The following is a 21,289-nucleotide window of genomic DNA, read 5'->3' as shown; positions in this document are numbered from 1 at the left end:
ACCGGTCAACTTGGACATGGCCTTCGCTGGCAGCGCACATAAGGACGAGGCAGCCCTCCGTGCACGACATCGTCAGCCGGGTCCCCGGTGACCAGCTCAGCGCCGACAGCACTGCGCGATCGGCGACGCGGCCGGCATCGCCGATGACGGCGACGCCGTAGGCGAGATCCGGGTCGGCGGTGCCCCGGATGACGCACGTCGGCAGGGGGTCGTGGAGGCGGTCCTGGAGCGCGGTCTGGGGCGGAATGAGTGGCTCGATCATCGGCGATCACCACGCCTGGGGCGGTGCCGGGAGGGTGCGAAAAGTGGCACAGCTGTCACCCGATGAATCGTGTTTACGCAGGTCAGTGCCCTGCATGTCGTGTCTCCTCCGTGTGCGAGTGCACTCGAACACGCCGGAGCCCTGATCTGGCCCGAAAGCCAGGAATCTGTGCGCGAGAGGGGACTTGAACCCCTACGTCCGTGGACACCAGAACCTAAATCTGGCGCGTCTGCCAATTTCGCCACTCGCGCTGGATGTGTACGACCGTCCAAACTCTACCGGGCAAATCCGGCTTCGCGAAGCGTTCGGGCGGCGTGGCGTACTCGTCGGTAACACGACCTGGGGTTATAACGATTTGATAAACCCCAACATGAGGGCCACTCATGTTTGCGAAGCGAAGTAACAGGCTGGACCTGCGGTTTGAACATGAGGCGGGGTCATGTTTCAGAAAAAACTGGTACTGCCGTACAAAAATACTCGGCGGTAGCTGCCGTCGGGGCGGGAAACGTGAGGCTTTCCTCATGATTTTGTGCGATCGTGGCTGCCAACAGGCCCGAGGGGCTGCCGGATACGTGTGCGTGCCGTCGGTGGGCGGAGCGCCAGGAGAAGGAAGTCGAGCGTCTTGACGATCAACGAGAGCACCGAGATGGGCACGGGGTCGACCGCGAAAGCTGGTGGTCGTGGCCAGGCATCGGGTGTCCGCGCAGCGCTGCTGGAGCAGCTGCGCAACGGGGCCGGGTACGCGTTGGCGTTCGGTGGGCAGGGTGCGCAGTGGCTGCGCGAGCTCGAGGAGATCGGCCGCGACAGCGCGCTCGAATCCGAGCTGACCGCGCTGGTGCACGCCGCCGAGGCGCTGGTCGAGCCGGTTGCGGCGCAGTTGCTGGTGGTCCGCCCCGGTGGCTTCGACCCGATGGGCTGGATGCTGGAGAGCGAGCTGGACGAGCCGGACGAGCCGTCCTCGGCACCCGCCGACGCGGTGCTGCGCTCGGCCGCGGTCTCGATGCCGGGCGTGCTGCTCGCCCAGCTCGCGGCCATCAAGGCGCTGCGGCTGCAGGGCCTGGACACGACCGAGCACGCGCCGGTCGCGATCGTCGGGCACTCGCAGGGTCTGCTGGCCGCCGCCGCGGTCGAGGCCCGTGGTGAGCGCGACGCCGAGCTGCTGGCCATCGCCCAGTTCATCGGTGCCGCGGCCGGGCTGGTCGCGCGCAGGCGCGGGCTGATGCCGATCGGCGAGCGTTCGCCGATGGTCGCGGTGTCCAATGTCGATCCGGAGCAGTTGCAGGCGATCGTCGCCGAGGTCGCCGAGGGTGTCGACCCCGCGAGCGCCGCGGTGGTGTCGATCCGCAACGGCCGCAGGCGCGTGGTGCTGTCGGGCACCCCGGCCCAGATCGATCGCGTGCGGGTGCGCTGCGCGCAGCTGCACGACGAGCAGACCCGCGAGCGGGAGAGCAAGGCGCGCGGTGGCGCGGTCTTCGCGCCCGTGTTCGAGGACATCTCCGTCGACGTCGCCTTCCACCACCCGGCGCTGGCCGAGACCGTCGACCTGGTCACCGGCTGGGCCCGCCAGTGCGAGCTCGACGCCGACCTCGCCGCCACCCTGGCCCAGCAGGTGCTGGTCGACCCGATCGACTGGGTCGCCACCGTCGACGGTGTCGTCGCCGCGGGCGCGGAGTGGATTCTCGACCTCGGCCCCGGCGACCTGCTCTCCCGGATCACCGGCGGTTCGCTCAAGGGCACCGGCGTCGGCGTGATCGCCGCCGCCACCCGCCCGGGCCAGCGCAGCCTGCTCACCCCGGGCGCCGCGCCCGAGCCCGCCACCCCGTGGTCGGCCTTCGCGCCGAAGCCGGTGCGGCTGCCCAACGGCCGCATCGTCGTCGAGACCGCGTTCACCAAGCTCACCGGCCGCTCGCCGATCCTGCTGGCGGGCATGACCCCGACCACCGTCGACGCCAAGATCGTTGCCGCCGCGGCCAACGCGGGGCACTGGGCCGAGCTGGCCGGTGGCGGTCAGGTCACCGAGCAGATCTTCGCCGACCGGATGACCGAGCTGCGTCAGCTGCTGCAGCCGGGTCGCGCGGTGCAGTTCAACTCGCTGTTCCTCGACCCGTACCTGTGGAAGCTGCAGCTGGGCGGCAAGCGCCTGGTGCAGAAGGCGCGTGCGGCGGGTGCGCCGCTGGACGGCGTGATCGTCACCGCGGGCATCCCCGAGCTGGAGGAAGCCGTCGCGCTGATCGAGGAGCTGACCGAGGCCGGCATCAGCCACGTCGCGTTCAAGCCGGGCACCGTCGCCCAGATCCGCGCCGTGCTGCGGATCGCCGACGCCGTGCCGGACTACCCGGTGATCATGCACATCGAGGGCGGCAAGGCCGGCGGGCACCACTCCTGGGAAGACCTCGACGACCTGCTGCTCGACACCTACGCCGAGCTGCGCAACCGGGCCAATGTGGTGGTCTGCGTCGGCGGCGGCATCGGCACGCCCGAGCGCGCCACCGACTACCTGACCGGCACCTGGGCCACCGCCCACGGCTACCCGGTGATGCCGCTGGACGGCGTCCTGGTCGGCACCGCCGCCATGGCCACCCTGGAGGCGACCACCGCCCCCGAGGTGAAGCAGCTGCTCGTCGACACCCCCGGCACCCCCGACTGGGTCGGCGCGGGCACCGCCAACGGCGGCATGGCCTCGGGCCGCAGCCAGCTCGGCGCCGACATCCACGAGATCGACAACGCCGCCTCGCGCACCGGCCGCCTGCTCGACGAGGTCGCCGGTGACGCCGAGGCCGTCGCCGCCCGCCGTGCCGAGATCATCGCGGCGCTCGACGCCACCGCCAAGCCCTACTTCGGCGATGTCGCCACCATGACCTACCAGCAGTGGCTGGAACGCTATGTCTCGCTGGCGGTCTCGAGCGAGGTCCCGATCTCGTTCGACTGCGGCAGCGACATCGGCGACGCGATCATCGACGCCACCCGCTCGGACTGGCTCGACATCAGCTGGCGCGACCGGTTCGCGGAGATGATGCGGCGCACCGAGGCCCGGCTGCACCCCGCCGACAGCGGCGAGATCGAGACCCTGTTCGCCGACGACGAGGCCTTCGAGCACCCGGTGCAGGCGCTGTGCGCGCTCAAGAAGCAGTACCCCTCGGTCGCCGAGACCGTGCTGCACCCGGCCGACGTGCCGTTCTTCGTCGCGCTGTGCAAGACCCCGGGCAAGCCCGTGAACTTCGTGCCCGTCGTCGACGGCGACGTGCGGCGCTGGTGGCGCTCGGATTCGCTGTGGCAGGCCCATGACCCGCGCTACTCGGCCGACCAGGTGTGCGTCATCCCCGGCACCGTCGCCGTCGCCGGGATCACCCGCGTCGACGAGCCGGTCGGCGAGCTGCTCGACCGCTTCGAGCAGGACACCGCCTACAGCCTGGTCCGCGCCGGCGTCGTGCCCGCGCCGGTCGACGCGCGTCGCGTCGCCGGTGTGGTGGCGGGCGCGCTCGACACCGTGCTCGCGGCGCCCGACGTGCAGTGGGCCGGGCGCACCACCGTGAACCCGGTGCACCGGCTCGGCGCACAGGCCGAGTGGATCGTCGAGCAGGGGAGCGCGGTGCATCAGGGCACCGGCGCGACGCTGACCGAGATCTCCGGTCCCGAAGCCGAATTCAGCTACGTCGAACTGGCCGTGCCGCTGCTCGGCCGCGACGCCGTGAAGATCCGCATCACCGTGCCGGTGAGCGTCTACTCCGGTGGCGCGCCGGTGATCACCGAGGCCGACGCCGAGACCGCCATGTCGGCGCTGCTCGGCGTGGCCGCCGGCCAGTCGCTGCCCGAGGTGAAATCCGGTGTGGCGCATCTGAACCTGGCCTGGATGCCCGACCTGGTCGCCGATCACGCCGGTGTCACCGGTTCCGGTCTGCCCGCCACCCTGAGCACCCTCGGCCGCACCGCGCCCGACGTGCTGGTCGGTGCCTGCTGGCCCGCGGTCTTCGCGGTGCTCGGCGCGGCCCGCACCGGCAACGGCGGTTCGGTGATCGAGGGCATGCTGGACCTGGTCCACCTCGACCACCAGATCGAGCTGCTGACCGAACTGCCCTCGGAGACCGGCATTCTCGTCGTGCGCGCCGAGAGCGGCGCGGTCGTCGACACCGACATGGGCCGGGTCGTCGAGGTGGCCGTGAACGTCGGCCTGATCCTCGATCAGGGCCTCGAGCCGACCCCGCTGGCCCGGCTGGTCGAGCGGTTCGCGATCCGCGGCCGCAACGGGGCGGGCGAGCTCACCGATCCGCCGCGCGCGGCCGGTGCGGTCTCCGCCGAGGCCACCGACACCCCGCGCCGCCGGCGCCGGGACGTCTCGATGACCGCGCCGCGCGCCATGCACGCGTTCGCCACGGTCTCCGGTGACCACAACCCGATCCACACCTCCGACGCCGCGGCCAAGCTGGCCGGGCTGGGCAGCCCGATCGTGCACGGCATGTGGCTCTCGGCCGCCGCCCAGCACGCGGTCGTCGCCGTGGATCCCGAAAGCTCCCTTCCCGCACGCACTCTCACGGCCTGGACCACTCGGTTCCTCGGCATGGTCCGCCCCGGCGCGACCGTGGACGTGCGGGTGGAGCGGATCGCGGTGGACGCGGGCAGCGAGATCATCGAGGTCTCCTGCCGCGTCGACGGTGACCTGGTCATGACCGCGACCGGGCGCACCGCCGCCCCGAAGACCGTCTACGCCTTCCCGGGCCAGGGCATCCAGCGCAAGGGGATGGGTCTGGACGCGCTGACCCGCTCGAAGGCGGCCAAGCAGGTGTGGGAGCGCGCCGACGCGCACACCCGCGAAGCCCTCGGTTTCTCGATCCTGGCGGTGGTGCGCGACAACCCGACCTACCTCAAGGCGCGCGGTGTCGAGCACCGGCACCCGGACGGTGTGCTGCACCTGACCCAGTTCACCCAGGTCGCCATGGCGACCCTCGGCGTCGCCCAGGTCGCCGAGCTGCGCGAGGCCGGTGCCTTCGTCGAGGGCGCGATGCTCGCCGGTCACTCGGTCGGTGAGTACAACGCGCTCGCCGCCGTCGCCGGGGTGCTGCCGCTGGAGGCCGTGCTCGAGGTGGTGTTCCAGCGTGGCTCGGCCATGCACGAGCTGGTCCCGCGTGATGCTCAGGGCCGCAGCGACTACCGGATGGCCGCCATCCGCCCGTCGCAGATCGGGCTGCCCGACGCCGAGGTCATCGACTTCGTCAACGGCATCGGCGAGGCGACCGGTGAGTTCCTCGAGGTCGTCAACCTGAACCTGCGCGGCTCGCAGTACGCCATCGCGGGCACGGTCGCCGGGCTCGAGGCGCTGGAGACCGAGATCGACCGCCGGCGCGAGGAATTCGGTGGCAAGCGGGCGTTCATCCTGGTGCCCGGCATCGACGTGCCGTTCCACTCCTCGGTGCTGCGCGACGGCGTCCCGGAGTTCCGGCACAAGCTCGAGCAGCTGCTGCCCGCCGAGGTGCACCCCGAGGTGCTCGTCGGCCGCTACATCCCGAACCTGGTGCCGCGCCCGTTCTCGCTGCGGCGTGAGTTCCTCACCGAGATCGCCGAACTCGTGCCGTCGGAGCCGCTCGCCGCGGTACTGGCCGACTTCGACAGCTGGGCCGACCGCGAGGCCGAGCTGTGCCGCGTGGTGCTGATCGAGCTGCTGGCCTGGCAGTTCGCCAGCCCGGTGCGCTGGATCGAGACCCAGGACCTGCTGTTCACCGATGCCGCGCACGGCGGCCTCGGCGTGGAGCGGTTCGTCGAGATCGGCCTCGGCGCCACCCCGACGGTGGCCAACCTGGCCTCGCAGACGCTGAAGCTGCCCGCGTTCGGCGGGGCGACGGTCGAGGTGGTCAACGTCGAGCGCGACGCCGCGGTCGTCTACGCCACCGACACCGATCCCGCGCCGGTCGACGACATCGAGGAGACCCCGGCCGAGGCGCCCGCGGCCGCTCCCGCCGCCGCGGCCGCACCGGTCGCCGCGGCGCCGGTCGCCACCGGTGGCCCGCGTCCCGACGACATCTCCTTCACCGCCGCCGACGCCACCCGCGTGCTCATCGCGCTGTGGACCAAGCTGCGGCTGGACCAGATCGGCCCGGTCGACACCATCGAGGGCCTCTGCGACGGCGTGTCCTCGCGCCGCAACCAACTGCTGGTCGACCTCGGTTCCGAGCTCTCGCTCGGCGCCATCGACGGCGCGGCCGACGCCGACATGGGCGCCCTGGCGGGCACCGTCGAGCGCCTGGCCCGCACCTACAAGCCGTTCGGCACGGTGCTCACCGACGCCATCGGCGACCACCTGCGCAAGGTCTTCGGTCCCTCCGGCAAGCGGCCCGCCGCCATCGCCGACCGGGTCAAGAAGACCTGGGAACTCGGCGACGGCTGGGCCAGCCACGTCACCGCCGAGGTCTCCCTCGGCACCCGCGAAGGCGCCAGCGTGCGCGGCGGCGACCTCGGCGGGCTCGCCGGCGGCGCGCTGTCCGACGCCGCCTCGGTCGACGCGGCCATCGACGCCGCCGTGCAGGCGGTGGCGGCGCGACGCGGTGTCGCGGTGTCGCTGCCCTCGGCGGGTGGCGCGTCCGGCGGCACCGTCGACGCGGCGGCACTGGGTGAATTCACCGAGCAGATCACCGGCCGGGACGGCGTGCTCGCCACCGCGGCCCGGGTCGTGCTCGAGCAGCTCGGCCTGAGTGAGCAGGTCAGCGCGCCCGAGGCCACCGAGGACACCCTCGTCGACCTCGTCTCGGCCGAACTCGGCACCGACTGGCCGCGCCTGGTCGCCCCGGCGTTCGACGCCCGCAAGGCCGTCCTGATCGACGACCGCTGGGCCACCGCCCGCGAGGACCTCGCGACCATGTGGCTCGGCGACGACGCCGCCACCGCGGAGCTGTCGATCGGCGGCTACGTCGGCGCCGGCGCGGCCGTTGCCGCGCAGGCGAACTGGTGGCGTCAGCGGGCCATGCACGAGGCCCGCTCGGTGCTGGCCGGGGTGTACGCGCAGATCGCCGAAGCCGCCCTCGACACCACCGACCCCGGTCTGTGGTCCGACGACGTCGCCGTGATCACCGGCGCCAGCAAGGGTTCCATCGCGGCCGCCGTCACCGGCAGGCTGCTCTCGGGTGGCGCGACCGTGGTGGTCACCACCTCGCGCCTGGACGACGCGCGGCTGCGGTTCTACCGCGCGCTCTACCGCGACAACGCCCGCCACGGCGCGGCGCTGTGGGTCGTCCCCGCGAACATGGCCTCCTACCAGGACCTCGACGCGCTGATCGACTGGGTCGGCACCGAGCAGGTCGACAACGCGGGCGGCGCCAAGATCAAGGTCAAGGACGCCATGACCCCGACGCTGCTGCTGCCGTTCGCGGCACCGCGCGTCGCCGGTGACCTCGCCGACGCGGGCGCTCGCGCCGAGATGGAGATGCGGGTTCTGCTCTGGTCGGTGGAGCGGCTGATCGGCGGCCTGTCCGCCCTCGGCGCCGACCACGACGTCGACGCGAAACTGCATGTGGTGCTGCCGGGTTCGCCCAACCGCGGCCTCTTCGGCGGCGACGGCGCGTACGGCGAGTCCAAGGCCGCGCTCGACGCGGTGGTCACCCGCTGGCGGGCCGAGAAGTCGTGGTCCGCGCGGGTCACCATGGTGCACGCGCTGATCGGCTGGGTGCGTGGCACCGGGCTGATGGGCCACAACGACCCGATGGTCGAGGCCGTCGAGAAGGCGGGTGTGCACACCTGGTCGACCACCGAGATGGCCGACGAGCTGCTCAAGTGGTGCACCTCGCGGGCGCGTCAGGTCACCGAGACCGGCCCGCAGCAGATCGACCTCACCGGCGGTCTGGCGCGTGCCAAGCTCGACCTGCCCGCACTGGCCAAGCAGGCCCAGGAGGCCGCGGCCGCGAGCGAGGAGGAGGCGAGCACCGCCGCCACCATCGCCGCGCTGCCCGCGCCGCCCACCCTGAGCTCGGCGCTGCCGGTGCCGGAGTGGGGTGCGGTGACCGCCGACCTGGCCGACATGGTCGTCATCGTCGGCGCGGCGGAGCTCGGCCCGTACGGTTCCTCGCGCACCCGCTTCGAGATGGAGGTCGAGGACAAGCTCTCCGCCGCCGGCGTGCTCGAGCTGGCCTGGACCACCGGTCTGATCCGCTGGGAGAACGACCCGAAGCCGGGCTGGTACGACACCGAATCCGGGGACTTCGTGCCGGAGTCGGAGCTGGCCGAGCGCTACCACGACACCGTCGTCGAGCGCTGTGGCGTGCGCCGCTACGAGGACGACGGCGCGATGCTCGACAACGCGGCGCCGCTGCTCACCTCGGTCTTCCTCGACCAGGACCTGAGCTTCACCGTCGCCAACGAGGCCGAGGCCCGCGCGTTCCACACCGCCGATCCCGAGCACACGGTGATCACCCCGGTCGCCGATTCCGGCGACTGGACCGTCACCCGCAAGGCGGGCACCGAGATCCGGGTGCCGCGCAAGGCGAAGTTGTCGCGGGTGGTCGGTGGCCAGATCCCGACCGGCTGGGACCCGACGATCTGGGGCGTCTCCGCCGACATGGCCGCCTCGATCGACCGGGTCGCGCTGTGGAACATCGTCTGCACCGTCGACGCGTTCGTCGGCGCCGGCTTCAGCCCCGACGAGCTGATGAGCTGGGTGCACCCGAGCCTGGTGGCCAACACCCAGGGCACCGGCATGGGTGGCATGTCCTCGATGCGCTCGCTCTACGTCGACAACCTGCTCGGCGAGCCGCGCCCGAACGACATCCTGCAGGAGGCGCTGCCCAACGTCGCCCTGGCGCACGTGGTGCAGTCCTACGTCGGCAGCTATGGCGCCATGGTGCACCCGGTCGCGGCGTGCGCCACGGCGGCGGTGTCGGTGGAGGAAGCCGTCGACAAGATCCGGCTCGGCAAGGCCGAGGTCGTGGTCGCCGGTGGTTACGACGATCTCGGTATCGAGGGCATCGTCGGCTTCGGTGACATGTCGGCCACCGCCGACTCGGCGGCCATGCGCGCCAAGGGCATCAGCGACCGCTACTTCTCCCGCGCCAACGACCGCCGTCGCGGCGGGTTCGTGGAATCGCAGGGTGGCGGCACCGTGCTGCTGGCCCGCGGTGACGTGGCCGTGGAGATGGGTCTGCCGGTGCTCGGCGTGCTCGCCTTCGCGCAGTCCTTCGCCGACGGCGTGCACACCTCCATCCCCGCACCGGGTCTCGGCGCGCTGGGTGCCGGTCGTGGCGGCAGCGGCTCGCGACTGGCCGCCGAACTGCGCAAGCTCGGCGTCACCCCGGACGACATCGCGGTGATCTCCAAGCACGACACCTCCACCGCCGCCAACGATCCCAACGAGTCGGAGCTGCACGAGCGGCTCGCCGGCGCGCTGGGCCGTACCGACGGCGCCCCGCTGTTCGTGGTCTCGCAGAAGAGCCTCACCGGCCACGCCAAGGGCGGCGCGGCGGCCTTCCAGCTCATTGGCCTGTGCCAGGTGCTGGAAAACGGTGTGGTGCCGCCGAACCGGAGCCTGGACTGTGTCGACGAGAAGATGTCGGCCTACCCGCACCTGGTGTGGGCGCGCGAGCCGCTGCGCTTCGGCGACAAGTTCGCGCTCAAGGCCGGTCTGGTGACCTCGCTCGGCTTCGGCCACGTGTCGGGTCTGCTCGCGGTGGTGCATCCGCAGGCGTTCCTGGCCGCGATCGACCCGGCGGCGCGGGCCGACTACCAGGAGCGGGCGCAGGCGCGTCAGCTCGCCGGTCGGCAGCGCTTCGCCGAGGCGATGTGCGGTGGCGGCGCGCTGTACGAGAAGCCGGCGGATCGCCGCCTGGGCGCCGACGGCACCCCGGCCAAGCAGATCCGTCAGCTCGAGGCCGACATGCTGCTCTCGCCGGAGGCCAGGCTCGACGGCGACGGCGTGTACCAGGCGAACGGATGGGGTTGCGGCACCGGGCGAATCGGTTCCGCTCCGCAGTCGACCGAAGCGTCGTAGGCTGCCGCTTCGTGACGATTCTCGGAATCGGTTTGGACTTGGTGACCATCTCCGAGTTCGCCGAGCAGCTGCAACGGTCGGGGACGACGATGCTCAGGGAGAGCTTCACCGCTGGTGAACGCCGCTACTGCCAGAGCAAGCAGACGGACCCGGCCCGCAGCTTCGCCGCACGCTGGGCCGCGAAGGAGGCGGTGCTCAAGGCTTGGGCATCGTCTCGCTTCGCGCGCAGCCCGCAGATCGGGGACAACCCGTATCCGCTGATCGAGGTGGTGAACGACGCCTGGGGCAGGCCGAGCATCAAGTTGCACGGCCTGGCCGCGGAGTTCCTGCCGCGCGCCCGCGTCCACCTGTCGCTGACCCACGACGGCGACACGGCCGCGGCCATGGTGGTACTGGAAGATCCCGGCGAACTCGCCGATCTGATCGAGGGTAGGGAAACTACCCGTTAGACATCGCGCACCGTCACTCCGTGGCGGTGCGCGATTCCTTTTCCGCCACAAGCAGGTAGGCGACCATCAGGCGCTTGAGCTCGGCGACCGCGTCGGCGTTGGACTGCTCGTCCTGCACGGAGAAGTTCAGCATCGAGTAGACGACGTGCACGAGCACCTCGGCCATCATCGTGCGCCGGGCGCGCGGGGTGCGCGGCGTCAGCGGCCGCAGCATCTGCGAGACCACCTCGGCGAATTCCTTCTCGTGCAGCGCGCCCGTCGCCCGGGTGGACGGGGTCGACTGCATGGCCAGCCACACCTCGCGCCGCGAGGGATCGGTGGTCCACAGGCCGGCCAGGTGGTCGACGAACTGGTTCATGTGCCGCAGCCAGTCCAGCGACGGCACCTCGCCGTGGAAGTCGGCGAGCTCACGGGAAACCGCCACCAGGTCTTGCCGATTGAGCTCGCAGACGATCACGTACTTGTTGGCGAAGAACTGGTACAGGGTGCCGATCGGCACCTCGGCGCGCTGCGCGACCTCTTCACAGGTGAACGATTCGAAACCGACCTCGACGAGCAGTTCGCGCGAGGACGCCAGCAGCGCGTCGAACTTGCGCTTGCTGCGTTCCTGGGTGGGCCGCTTGCGCGGCATCAGCTCCTGCGGGTCGTCCTGCAATTCCAGCGCAGGGTCCGGACGGCTCTGCTTGGACCGGGCCTGCGCGTGTACTTCCACCCATCCAGGCTAGCGGTATACACACATCCCCGACACGCGTCTACCGACAGCGTGTCAACAACTGGGCGAAATTCCTCCCATCCATGCCACGGCTGGTGACGAATCATCAGATGAGCGTGCGTGCATCCGCACGCTTATTCGCGGCGATCTCTCGTCGCAACCGACCTACCGCGAAGTGATGGGCCCCGTGCGGGCCCGTCCCGCATCGTTTCGCACAGGGAAGGCATGACTTGTGGCTGCAGGATCTGTGATCACCCTCGGCGTCAGCACCGAGCGAGGCGCCGTGCACGCGGTCGCCTTCGCCGAGTCGGGCGCGACCCTCACCGACCGGATGCTGCTGCGGCGCACGGTCCGTGCGGGCGGGGACAGCAAGGCGGAGGTCGCCGTCGCGGTGCAGACCGCGCTGGACACGATGGCCGCCGAACTCGACGACGAGCACGAGATCGCCGGAGTGGCAGTGAGTTACCGCGATGCCGCCGAGCGGCGCGCGATCGTCACCCGGCTGGCGTCGACACCGTGGCGCACGGCGTCGCTGGTCTCGGCCAAATCGGCGCATCTGTTCGTCGCGGGCGCGATGACCTGGCTCGACGAATTCGACAATCTGCTGGTGTACGAGGCCGTGCCGGGTCACCAGGCGATGACCCTGCTCGATCCGGGCAGGCATCGCGTGCTCGCCGCCTCCGCGCAGACCGGCGCGCCGACCCCCGACGCGCTGCGCGCCGGTGTGTCGGCGGCCTGGGACCAGTTCGAGGCGGCCGGGGTGAAGCCGGGCGCGGTGGTGCTGGTCGGCTCGACCGCCGACGCGCCCGCGGTGCGCGAGGCGGCGGCCGGGTTCGGCGTGCCGGTGCTGCCGTGCCGGCTCGCGCCGTTCGCCCCCGCCGCCGGTGCCGCGCTGGTCGCGCTCGGTGATTCCGTCGACGTGCCGGTGGCCGCCGCCGCGCATTCCAAGCGGGGCACGGCGCTGGTGGCCGCGGCCGCGAGCCTGCTGGCAGGTGGGCTCGTCGCCGGTGGGTCGTACGCGGTGATGAACGGCGGGCCGCAGGCGGTCGACAACACCGCGGTGTCGTCTGAGCCCGGTGCGCATCCGGCCGAGCCGGTCGCGTCGCCGGGGCCGCAGCTGCACGAGACGGCCGACACCGGGTCCGCGGAGACCGGCTCGACCGGCGGCGTCGGTTCCAGCAGTGGCCTGCACGTGAGCCCGGCGGCCGAGCCGTCGGCCACCTCGCCGTACGAGACGGTGTCGCCGAATCCCCAGCTGGTCGACCCGAGCCAGTTCCCGCTCGAGTACCCCACCCAGCTCTACGGTGACGCGCCGCAGGACGAGCCGCTGCCGCTGGAACCCGCCGCACCGGTCGTCCCGCAGACGCCCGCCGCGGCGACGACCCTGCCGGGCACCGGCATCCCGATGGGGATGCAGCCCGCCCAGGCGCCGGTGCCGGAGGGCCCGCGTTCGGCCTCGGCCGATTAGGCAGCCCGAGAAACGGCGAAGGGGCCGCGCGATTCGTCGCGCGGCCCCTGCTCGTCGGTCAGACGCTGGTCCGGCGGCGGAACAGCACGCCGGCCGCGAGATACCCGGCGATCGCGATGCCCGCGCACCACAGCATGGCGAGCAGCGCGCTGTCCCCGATCGGCGTGCCCATCAGCAGCCCGCGCATCGTCTCGATCACCGGGGTCACCGGCTGGTGCTCGGCGAAGGTGTGCAACCAGGTCGGCATCGTCTCGGTTGGCACGAACGCGCTGCTCACGTACGGCAGGAACATGAAGAAGAAGGTGAAGCCGTTGGCCGCCTCGGGATTCCGGGCGAGCAGGCCCAGCGCCGCGGCGAGCCAGGACAGCGCGAAGACGAACATCGCGAGCACCCCGAGGACACCGAGCCAGCGCAGCGGATCGGTGGTCGGCCGGAAGCCGAGCGCCACCGCCACCCCGATCACGACGGCGGAGGTGAGCAGGTTGCGCAGCACGCTCTCGGCGACATGGCCGGTGAGCACCGCCGACCGGGCGATGGCCATGGTGCGGAACCGGTCGATGATGCCCTCGGCCAGATCGGTCGACAGCGCCACCGCCGTGGTGGAGGCGCCGAAACCCGCGCACAGCAGGATGATTCCGGGCACCACGTAGTCGATGTAGGGGCCGGGGCCCGCCTGCATCGCGCCGCCGAAGACGTAGACGAACATCAGCAGGATCATCACCGGCAGCGCGATGGTCATGATCATCGTGTCGGGACTGCGCACGGTGTGCCGGATATTGCGGTCCAGCATGGTGATCGAGTCCTGGGCGATGTGCACGGGGGACTGGGTGGTCATGGTCGGTCTCGTTTCGTGGGAGTTCAGGCGGCCGACGCGGCCCGGTGGGCGCGGCCGGTCAGCGCGAAGAAGACGTCGTCGAGGTCGGGGGTGTGCACGCTGAGCTGGTCGATGGCGATGTCGAGCTCGGCGAAACGGTCGAGCAGCCGCTTGATCTCGACCGCGCTGCCGTCCGAGGGCACCTGCAGGGTCAGCTGTTCGGGGTCGAGGTGGCCCGCCTGGTCGCCCACGGCGTGCGCGGCGGCCGCGAGCAGGTGCTGGTCGGCGAAGCGGAACCGGAGGTGCCCGCCGGGGACGAGCCGTTTGAGCTCCTCCGGCGTGCCGTCGGCGACGATGCGCCCGCCGTCGAGCACGGCGATCCGGTCGGCCAGCTGGTCGGCCTCCTCCAGGTACTGCGTGGTGAGGAAGACGGTGGTGCCCTCGGCCGCGAGGTCGCGGATCGCGGTCCAGAGGTCGCGGCGGCTGCGCGGGTCGAGGCCGGTGGTCGGTTCGTCCAGGAAGACCAGGCGCGGCCTGCCCATCAGGCTCATGGCGAGGTCGAGCCTGCGGCGCATGCCGCCGGAGTACGCGGACACCGGCCGGTCGGCGGCGTCGGCGAGGTCGAAGCGGTCGAGCAGGTCGGCGCCGCGGCGCCGGGTCTCGGCGGTGCCCAGGTGCAGGAGCCTGCCGGTGAGCCGCAGGTTCTCGGCGCCGGTGAGGACGCCGTCGACGGCGGCGTACTGCCCGGTGACGCCGATCAGGCCGCGCACGGTGTCGGCCGCCCGCACGGCGTCGTGCCCGAAGACGTGCGCGTCGCCCTGATCGGGCCGGACGAGCGTGGCCAGGATACGGACCAGGGTGGTCTTGCCCGCGCCGTTGGGGCCGAGCAGCGCGAAGACGGTGCCGGGCGCGACCTCGAGCTCGAGGTCGTCGAGCACGACCCGCGCGCCGAAGCTCTTGCGCAGCCGACGGACCGAGAGGGCGGGCGTTGGTTCGAGCGTCATGAGTTCTCCGATCGAGAAACTGTTTATGAGATAAACATAGTTTATAGAGTAAGCAGTTAATCGGCGCAAGAGTGGTCCCGCTAGAGTCGACCCGAGCGGAGGAGGAGAGTGGATGACGGACGCGGCGCTACCGAAGGCGGTCGAGCTGATGTGGGGGCTGGGTCAGCCCGGCACCCGCGGACCCCGGCGCACGCTGACCCTCGAGCAGATCCTCGACGCCGCCGTCGAGGTGGCCGACGCGGAGGGCTACGCGGCGCTGTCGATGGGCCGGGTCGCCAAGCAGCTCGGCTTCACCGCCATGTCGCTGTATCGCTATGTCGACAGCAAGAACACGCTCGAAGACCTGCTGCTGGACCGGGTGGTCGGCGTGCCGCCGGTGATCGCGGCCGGGACGCCGTGGCGGGCCGGGCTCGAGCAGTGGGCGAGCGCGGAGTTCGAGCGGATCGGCAGGCACCCCTGGTGGGTCGACATCCCGCTGAACCGGCCGCCACTGGGGCCCAACAACATGGCCTGGCTCGACGCCGGGCTGCGGGTGCTGGGCGAGACGGCGGTGCCCGAGCCGGTCAAGCTCCAGCTGGTGATGAACCTGTCGATGTTCGTGGTGGGCAAGCGGCGGGCCGTGCGCGACCTGCAGGCGGAGGAGGACGGCGACTTCGCCTCGGTACTCGCGCGGGTGCTCGACCCGCAGCGCTTTCCCTCGGTGTCGGCCGCGCTGTCCGCCTCCGCCTTCGACGCCGACGATATCGACTGGAGCGCAGCCGATTTCGAGTTCGGGCTGGCTCGCCTGCTCGACGGCTACGAGGTGTTCATCCGCACCTTCGGCGGCTGACTACACCGACAGGTCGCGGCGCAGCTTGGCGACGTGGCCGGTGGCGCGGACGTTGTACTGGGCGAGCTCGATCTTGCCCTGCTCGTCGACCAGGAAGGTCGAGCGGATGACGCCGGTGACGGTCTTGCCGTACATCATCTTCTCGCCGAACGCGCCCCACTCCTTCAGCACGTCGCGCTCGGGATCGGACAGCAGCGGGAAGGTCAGGCCCTCGGTGTCGCGGAACTTGGCCAGCTTGGCCGGCTTGTCCGGCGAGATGCCGATGACGTCGATGCCGGCGCCGCCGAGTTCGGCGAGGTTGTCGCGGAAATCGCAGGCCTGCTTGGTGCAGCCGGGGGTGCTGGCGGCCGGGTAGAAGTAGACGATCACCTTGCGGCCGCGGTAGTCCGACAGCGACACGTCCTTGCCGTCGGCGTCGGGCAGCGTGAATGCGGGGGCGGTGTCTCCGGGGGAGAGGCGATGGTTGTCGGTCACCACCGCACGGTAACCGACCGGGTCCGGCGAACGCATGGATAGACTCGTCGGCGAGCAGCAGACACATATTGGAGGTGACGGTGGCCAAGGACGACACCGACCGGATCGAGCGCGAGATCGAGATCGCGCGCGCCCGGTTGGCGACGACGCTCGACGAACTGGCGGTGCGCGCCGATCCACAGCGGATCGCGGACGACACCAAGGCGATCGTGGTCGCCAAGTTGAACGAGCCGAAGGTCAAATACACGCTGATCGGCGCAGGTGCCCTGGTGGCAGGCCTGGTCCTGGTCAAGATCTTCCGCCGCTGACCCAGCAGGCGAAACAAAACACCCGATGTGGCCGAGCCACATCGGGTGTTCTTGTTCGAGCGCGGGACTACTGCGTGGGGCAGGCCAGCCCGTCACCGTCGGGGTCGAGGTGGGGAGAGTAGCCCGCTTCGCCACGGAACAGCGGGGCGCGCCCGGCCGCGATCGCGTCGTCGCAGCTGCGGAAGGCACCGCCGGCCGAGCCGGACTGGACCAGGTTGGCCGAGCCGGTCGCGCCGAGGAGCGAGTCGAAGCTGGAGGAGCCGGTGCCCGCCGAGCCCGACACCACATCGGCGTGGGCGGCGGGGACGGCGAGCAGGGTGAGACCTGCGGCGGCGAGGCTCACGGAGAGCCGGCGAACGTTCATGAATTCCTCGATGTCTGCTGCGGTTCGGTTGTGGGCCCGGACACTTGGCACCCCGGGCGGCCCCGTCCACAATCGTGAACGGGGCGTCCGGTTGTCAACCGCGCGGGTGCCCCGAATCGCCGCGAATCGCGGTCGGTTATTCGCCCAGGCGGCGTCCGGTCGAATGTTCGGCTGGAACAGTACCCATTCGACCGGCCTGGAAATCCTCCATGGCCTGAATGATTTCCTCCCGGGTGTTCATGACGAACGGTCCGTACTGGATCACGGGTTCGCGCAACGGCATTCCGCCGAGCAACAGGACCTCGAGATCGCCGGTGCTGCTGTGCTGGGTGCGGTCGGCGGTCAGGGTGATGGCGTCGCCCTTGCCGAAGACCACGAGCTGGCCGGCGCTGATCGGCCTGCGGTCGACGCCGACGGTGCCGCTGCCCGAGAGCACGTAGGCCATCGCGGTGTAGTCCTTGGGCCACGGCGTCTCCAGCTGGGCTCCGGGTACCAGCGAGGCGTGCGCGTAGGCGATCGGGGTGTAGGTGGAGCCGGGTCCGGCGAAGCCGCCGAGTTCCCCGGCGATGACGCGCACGAGCGCGCCGCCGTCGTGCGAGCTGACCAGGGTCAGTTCGCTCGCGCGCAGGTCCTGGTAGCGCGGGGTGGCGAACTTGTTCGCCCGCGGCAGGTTCACCCACAGCTGGATGCCGTGGAAGGTGCCGCCGGAGATGACGAGCTTCTCCTCGGGCAGTTCGTCGTGCAGCATGCCCGAACCTGCGGTCATCCACTGCGTGTCGCCCTCGCTGATGACGCCGCCGCCACCTTGGGAGTCGTGGTGGACCATGGTGCCGTCGAGCATGTAGGTGACGGTCTCGAAGCCGCGGTGCGGATGCCAGGGCGCGCCCTTGGCCTCGTAGGGCTCGTAGGCGACGGGGCCCATCTGGTCGAGCAGGATGAACGGGTCGGCCGAGCGCAGATCGATGCTCGGGAAGGGGCGGGTCACCTCGAAGCCCGCGCCTTCCTGCTGGCGCGCGGCGGTGACGATCTGGCGGACGGGTCGCTGGGTCTCGGTGACATCGGGCCGGGGCAGCCGGGGCAGCACCATGATGTCGTCGACGGTGATTGCGGGCATGGGATGCGCCTCCTGGTCGGTCACGTGCTTTGTTTCCATGTCAACCAAATGGGTTCTAGGATCATTCCCGTGACCCGATGGTTGACCGAGGAAGAGCAGCAGACCTGGCAGGCCTATATCCGGATGCGCCAGCGGCTGGACGCGGCGATCGCGGCCGGGCTGGCCGAGCACGGCCTGTCGATGGCCGACTACGAGCTGATGGTGCCGCTCTCCGCCACGCCGAACGGGTGCCTGCGGGCCAAGGAACTGGCGAGCGAGGTGTGCTGGGACAAGTCCCGCCTGTCCAAGCAGCTGGCCCGGATGGCCGCGCGCGGGCTCGTCGACCGCAGGCCCGCCGAGGACGACGCGCGCGGGATCGTCGTCTCGCTGACCGAGGAGGGGCGCGCGGTGCTCGGCCGGGCCGCGCCCGAGCATGTCGAGTTGGTGCGCGATGTGTTCGTCGACCGGCTCGACGCGGCCGAGAGCGACGCGATCCGGTCGCTGTCGGCGAAGGTTGTCGGGGCGAGCGACGCCCGAACCACGTTGCCTGGTTAGCGGACTCGCGCTGCCGGTCGATGGACAACGCGTAGGTCGGGCTCGTCGAACCCAGGGGTGGCTGTGACTGTTCGAGCAAGAGTTGCCGGTGCGGTGGGCGCGGCGCTGATCGTCGTCGCCGGATGTTCGTCGTCGCCGGATTCCGCGACGCCGACTGGGCAACCGTCGGGTGCGACGCCGACCCAGTCGACGGCGCAACCGGCACCGTCCGGCGCGACGCCAACCCAGGCGACCGAGCGGCCGGGTCCGTCGGGCGCGACGCCGACTCAGGCGTCCGGGCAGCCAGGGACACCCGGCCCGACGACCGACCCCGGGGCGCCGGTCACCTCGGGCCAGATCATCCTCGCCCCGTCCGGCCCGGCGACCACCGTCGTCTCGGTCGTCGCGGTGACCGCCGCCGGTCAGGCAAGTGACGGCTTCACCGTCGTCAGCCCCGATCCGTACGGCGCGCTGGACTGCAAATACGCCGAACCCAGCCGCTCGGGGAACACTCCCGGCATCTACTCCGGCTGCGGCGCGTCCGCCGACTCGGCCGATGTCTGCTGGGCGCCGCCCGGCAACACCACCCTGCTCTGCGCGAGCGATCCGTGGCAGCGCACGCTGCGCCGCTACACGGTGACGCCGCAGCTCACGCCCGTCGGTCGCACCGAGTCGCCCGAGCCGTGGGCGCTGGAACTGGCCGACGGCAGGCACTGCCGCATCCGGGTCGGCGGTGCCTGGGGTGGGCGCTCCGACGGATTGGTCGGCGCGTACTCCTGCGATGGTGGCCACGACGTGGTGCTGCAGCCCGCGAACGCGCGCACTGCGGTCGACACATCGTCGAGTACCTGGACGGTGAAGGTCGGCCCGCTCGGCTCGGGCAACCCCGACTTCGCGCCCCCGCCGGAGGTCGCCGTGCGCACCGCGTATTTCGCCGCGACTGCGGGCTGACCGGACGAACCTCCGCTGCGGTCGTGACTGTCGCGCCCGGTCCGGCGGATCTCGGCGGTGTGGCCTCCGGCCTCCGGCCAGCTGGGCTACGTCGGCCCTCTGTGTTCGGCCTCCGGCCCCATCCGGCTGGGTTGCGCTGCCCTTCTGCGGTCGGCCCGTGGCCTCCGACCCCTCCAGTCCGGCTGGGCAGCGCCGCCGCTGCCGTATTCGGCCGGGGCGTGGAATCGGTGCGCTCAGGTCATCGGCCGGGGGTGTCCCGCCTCAGGTGAGCGCGGTGCCGGTGGTGGCGGTGATGTGGTCGGGGACGTCGCCCGAATAGTCGCCGGTGGTCAGGGTGCCCGCGGGTTCGAACAGCAGCAGCGTGGCGCCCTCGGCCGAGGACGGGCGGTGCTCGACGCCGCGCGGGACGACGTAGGTGTCGTTGCGGTGCAGGGTGATTCGACGGTCCGGTGCGCGCAGATCGATATCGAGGGTGCCGTCTAGGACGAGGAAGAACTCGTCGGTGTCGTGGTGGGCGTGCCAGAGGTGTTCGCCGCGCACCTTGGCCAGGCGGACGTCCCAGTCGTTGACCTGGGCCAGGATGCGCGGGCTCCACAGGGCGTCGAAGGTGGCGAGCGCGGTGTCGATATTCATCGGTCGATCGGTCATGCCTCATCGTCGCGGTTGCGGTGGCGGGCCGAACAGTGCGATGAATGGCACATGTCGCAAGATTTCTCGCAGCCGGGACTGCACCGTATCGCGGCGCTCGTCGACGATGGGTCCAATCCGTTCGAGCTCGCCTGTATGACGGAGGTGTTCGGGATCGAGCGGCCCGAGATCGGCGGCCTGCTCTACGACTTCCGGCTCTGCGCGCACCGGCGCGAGGTGCCGATGCGGCAGAACTTCTTCACCATGACCGGCCTGGCCGACCTCACCCTGCTCGACGCCGCCGACACCGTGATCGTCCCGAACCGCCCCGACACCGGCACCCCACGGCACCCGGCCGTCCTCGCGGCGATCGCCCGCGCGCACGCCCGTGGCGCCCGGCTGGTGGGCATGTGCAGCGGGGCGTTCACCCTCGCCGAGGCCGGGGTGCTGACCGGCCGCACCGTCACCCTGCACTGGCAGTGGGCGGCCGAGTTCCGCCGCCGCTTCCCCGGGACCGCGGTCGACGACGCCGTGCTGTTCATCGACGACGGCGACATCCTCACCTCGGCGGGCAGCGCGGCGGCCCTCGACCTCGCCCTGTACCTGGTCGGCCGCGATCACGGCACCGAGATCGCCACCGCGGTCGCCCGCCGCCTGGTCTTCGCCGCGCACCGCCGCGGCGGCCAGCGCCAGTTCATCGACCGCCCGGTGCCCCGCGACCCCGGCCCGTCCCTGGCATCGACGGTGGAATGGGCCGAACACCATGCCACCGAACCGATCACGGTCGCCGACCTCGCCGCCCACGCCTGCGTGAGCGTGGCCACCCTGCACCGCCGCTTCCGCGCCGAACTCGGCTGCACCCCACTGTCCTGGCTCACCGCCCGCCGCCTCGACCACGCCCGCCGCCTCCTCGAAGCGAGCGACCTCCCGATCGACCGGGTCGCCACCGCGAGCGGCCTCGGCACCACGGTGAACCTGCGCACCCACCTAGCCGCCGCCACCGGCCTCACCCCGACCGCCTACCGCAGGCAGTTCCGCACCGACCCCGCCTGATCCACGAGTTCCCTTGCACCACAGCCAGTTCGACGCCCCGACTCGGACAACCGCGGGGACCGGCAGATCGACATCGCGCTCACATCGGCGTCGCGCCACCACGCGGCCTCGGCACCACGGTGAACCTGCGCACCACCTCGCCACCGCGAACGGCCTCACCCCGGCCGCCTACCGCAGACAGTTCCGCACCGACCCCGCGTGAGACGCGGGCTCTCTTGTCCCACAGCCGGTTCCGTGCACCGCCCCGGATACGCCGCTGCGACCAGCAGATCGACATCGTGCTCACGTCGGCGTCGCGCCACTGCGCGGCCCCGGCTCCGCCAGCCGGTCGGACCCCGTCGGGCTGATTTCCGTTGCCGGAGTCACGCGAGGTGTGCCGTCCACCA

The 21,289-nt window shown here is 71.3% G+C and carries 15 protein-coding genes and 1 tRNA gene; 8 read left to right on the top strand and 8 right to left on the bottom strand.

The window, feature by feature from the left end:
* Positions 1 to 431 precede the first annotated feature (431 nt).
* Positions 432 to 513: transfer RNA gene (locus tag ACFYWJ_RS30550), tRNA-Leu, on the bottom strand.
* A 371-nt stretch (positions 514 to 884) separates the two neighbouring features.
* On the opposite strand from ACFYWJ_RS30550, the gene ACFYWJ_RS30545 reads away from it, so the two are divergent.
* Positions 885 to 10,223 carry a fatty acid synthase subunit beta domain-containing protein gene (locus ACFYWJ_RS30545; protein WP_355276837.1) on the top strand — a complete coding sequence of 3,113 codons (9,339 nt, stop codon included), beginning with the start codon at positions 885 to 887 and terminating at the stop codon, positions 10,221 to 10,223.
* A gap of 11 nt (positions 10,224 to 10,234) precedes the next feature.
* Positions 10,235 to 10,672 (top strand): holo-ACP synthase, encoded by a 438-nt coding sequence (locus tag ACFYWJ_RS30540; RefSeq protein WP_189032848.1) that lies wholly within the window; start codon positions 10,235 to 10,237, stop codon positions 10,670 to 10,672.
* Positions 10,673 to 10,685: 13 nt separating this feature from the next.
* Here the strand turns inward: ACFYWJ_RS30540 and ACFYWJ_RS30535 are convergent, their stop codons facing one another.
* Complete coding sequence (locus ACFYWJ_RS30535) at positions 10,686 to 11,303, bottom strand: TetR/AcrR family transcriptional regulator (protein ID WP_355277186.1); 618 nt, start codon at positions 11,301 to 11,303, stop codon at positions 10,686 to 10,688.
* A gap of 313 nt (positions 11,304 to 11,616) precedes the next feature.
* On the opposite strand from ACFYWJ_RS30535, the gene ACFYWJ_RS30530 reads away from it, so the two are divergent.
* Positions 11,617 to 12,852 carry a hypothetical protein gene (locus ACFYWJ_RS30530; RefSeq protein ID WP_355276838.1) on the top strand — a complete coding sequence of 412 codons (1,236 nt, stop codon included), beginning with the start codon at positions 11,617 to 11,619 and terminating at the stop codon, positions 12,850 to 12,852.
* Between the two features lie 58 nt (positions 12,853 to 12,910).
* Here ACFYWJ_RS30530 and ACFYWJ_RS30525 read toward each other — a convergent pair whose 3' ends face one another.
* Both ACFYWJ_RS30525 and ACFYWJ_RS30520 read right to left on the bottom strand, forming a co-directional pair.
* Positions 12,911 to 13,687, bottom strand: a complete 777-nt coding sequence (locus ACFYWJ_RS30525; RefSeq protein WP_355276840.1) for an ABC transporter permease — start codon at positions 13,685 to 13,687, stop codon at positions 12,911 to 12,913.
* A 23-nt stretch (positions 13,688 to 13,710) separates the two neighbouring features.
* Positions 13,711 to 14,670, bottom strand: a complete 960-nt coding sequence (locus ACFYWJ_RS30520) for an ATP-binding cassette domain-containing protein (protein ID WP_355276842.1) — start codon at positions 14,668 to 14,670, stop codon at positions 13,711 to 13,713.
* 112 nt (positions 14,671 to 14,782) lie between these two features.
* Between ACFYWJ_RS30520 and ACFYWJ_RS30515 the strand changes: the two genes are divergently transcribed.
* Positions 14,783 to 15,499: a TetR/AcrR family transcriptional regulator gene (locus ACFYWJ_RS30515; protein WP_355276844.1), complete on the top strand. Its 717-nt coding sequence runs from the start codon at positions 14,783 to 14,785 to the stop codon at positions 15,497 to 15,499.
* On the opposite strand, the gene bcp is transcribed toward ACFYWJ_RS30515, so the two are convergent.
* Positions 15,500 to 15,973: a thioredoxin-dependent thiol peroxidase gene (bcp, locus tag ACFYWJ_RS30510; protein ID WP_355276845.1), complete on the bottom strand. Its 474-nt coding sequence runs from the start codon at positions 15,971 to 15,973 to the stop codon at positions 15,500 to 15,502.
* Between the two features lie 74 nt (positions 15,974 to 16,047).
* Between bcp and ACFYWJ_RS30505 the strand changes: the two genes are divergently transcribed.
* Entirely contained in the window at positions 16,048 to 16,281 is a 234-nt protein-coding gene (locus tag ACFYWJ_RS30505; protein WP_373291758.1) for a DUF3618 domain-containing protein, read from the top strand.
* A gap of 67 nt (positions 16,282 to 16,348) precedes the next feature.
* On the opposite strand, the gene ACFYWJ_RS30500 is transcribed toward ACFYWJ_RS30505, so the two are convergent.
* Together ACFYWJ_RS30500 and ACFYWJ_RS30495 are read right to left on the bottom strand one after the other, a co-directional pair.
* The gene (locus tag ACFYWJ_RS30500) at positions 16,349 to 16,645 is read right to left on the bottom strand and encodes an excalibur calcium-binding domain-containing protein (RefSeq protein WP_355276847.1); all 297 of its coding nucleotides are present in this window, start codon (positions 16,643 to 16,645) and stop codon (positions 16,349 to 16,351) included.
* Between the two features lie 136 nt (positions 16,646 to 16,781).
* On the bottom strand, positions 16,782 to 17,759 hold the full coding sequence (locus ACFYWJ_RS30495) for a pirin family protein (RefSeq protein ID WP_355276849.1): 978 nt from the start codon (positions 17,757 to 17,759) through the stop codon (positions 16,782 to 16,784).
* Positions 17,760 to 17,828: 69 nt separating this feature from the next.
* On the opposite strand from ACFYWJ_RS30495, the gene ACFYWJ_RS30490 reads away from it, so the two are divergent.
* Together ACFYWJ_RS30490 and ACFYWJ_RS30485 are read left to right on the top strand one after the other, a co-directional pair.
* Positions 17,829 to 18,293, top strand: coding sequence for a MarR family transcriptional regulator (locus ACFYWJ_RS30490; RefSeq protein ID WP_355276850.1), 465 nt, complete (start codon positions 17,829 to 17,831; stop codon positions 18,291 to 18,293).
* Positions 18,294 to 18,356: 63 nt separating this feature from the next.
* Positions 18,357 to 19,223: a hypothetical protein gene (locus tag ACFYWJ_RS30485; RefSeq protein ID WP_355276852.1), complete on the top strand. Its 867-nt coding sequence runs from the start codon at positions 18,357 to 18,359 to the stop codon at positions 19,221 to 19,223.
* A gap of 261 nt (positions 19,224 to 19,484) precedes the next feature.
* Here ACFYWJ_RS30485 and ACFYWJ_RS30480 read toward each other — a convergent pair whose 3' ends face one another.
* Positions 19,485 to 19,871 (bottom strand): cupin domain-containing protein, encoded by a 387-nt coding sequence (locus ACFYWJ_RS30480; protein WP_355276853.1) that lies wholly within the window; start codon positions 19,869 to 19,871, stop codon positions 19,485 to 19,487.
* Between the two features lie 51 nt (positions 19,872 to 19,922).
* On the opposite strand from ACFYWJ_RS30480, the gene ACFYWJ_RS30475 reads away from it, so the two are divergent.
* The gene (locus ACFYWJ_RS30475) at positions 19,923 to 20,903 is read left to right on the top strand and encodes a helix-turn-helix domain-containing protein (protein ID WP_355276855.1); all 981 of its coding nucleotides are present in this window, start codon (positions 19,923 to 19,925) and stop codon (positions 20,901 to 20,903) included.
* Positions 20,904 to 21,289: the final 386 nt, after the last annotated feature.

The organism is Nocardia sp. NPDC003269, assembly GCF_042888005.1.
Classification (GTDB): Bacteria; Actinomycetota; Actinomycetes; order Mycobacteriales; family Mycobacteriaceae; genus Nocardia.
This window is presented reverse-complemented; position numbering and strand designations above follow the sequence as displayed.

Excerpts from the sequence above, each read along its gene's own strand:
- ACFYWJ_RS30535 (WP_355277186.1), bottom strand. The coding sequence starts at position 11,303 with ATGCCGCGCAAGCGGCCCACCCAGGAACGCAGCAAGCGCAAGTTCGAC.
- ACFYWJ_RS30525 (WP_355276840.1), bottom strand. The coding sequence starts at position 13,687 with ATGACCACCCAGTCCCCCGTGCACATCGCCCAGGACTCGATCACCATG.
- ACFYWJ_RS30520 (WP_355276842.1), bottom strand. The coding sequence starts at position 14,670 with ATGACGCTCGAACCAACGCCCGCCCTCTCGGTCCGTCGGCTGCGCAAG.
- ACFYWJ_RS30515 (WP_355276844.1), top strand. The coding sequence starts at position 14,783 with ATGACGGACGCGGCGCTACCGAAGGCGGTCGAGCTGATGTGGGGGCTG.
- ACFYWJ_RS30500 (WP_355276847.1), bottom strand. The coding sequence starts at position 16,645 with ATGAACGTTCGCCGGCTCTCCGTGAGCCTCGCCGCCGCAGGTCTCACC.
- ACFYWJ_RS30495 (WP_355276849.1), bottom strand. The coding sequence starts at position 17,759 with ATGCCCGCAATCACCGTCGACGACATCATGGTGCTGCCCCGGCTGCCC.
- ACFYWJ_RS30480 (WP_355276853.1), bottom strand. The coding sequence starts at position 19,871 with ATGACCGATCGACCGATGAATATCGACACCGCGCTCGCCACCTTCGAC.
- ACFYWJ_RS30475 (WP_355276855.1), top strand. The coding sequence starts at position 19,923 with ATGTCGCAAGATTTCTCGCAGCCGGGACTGCACCGTATCGCGGCGCTC.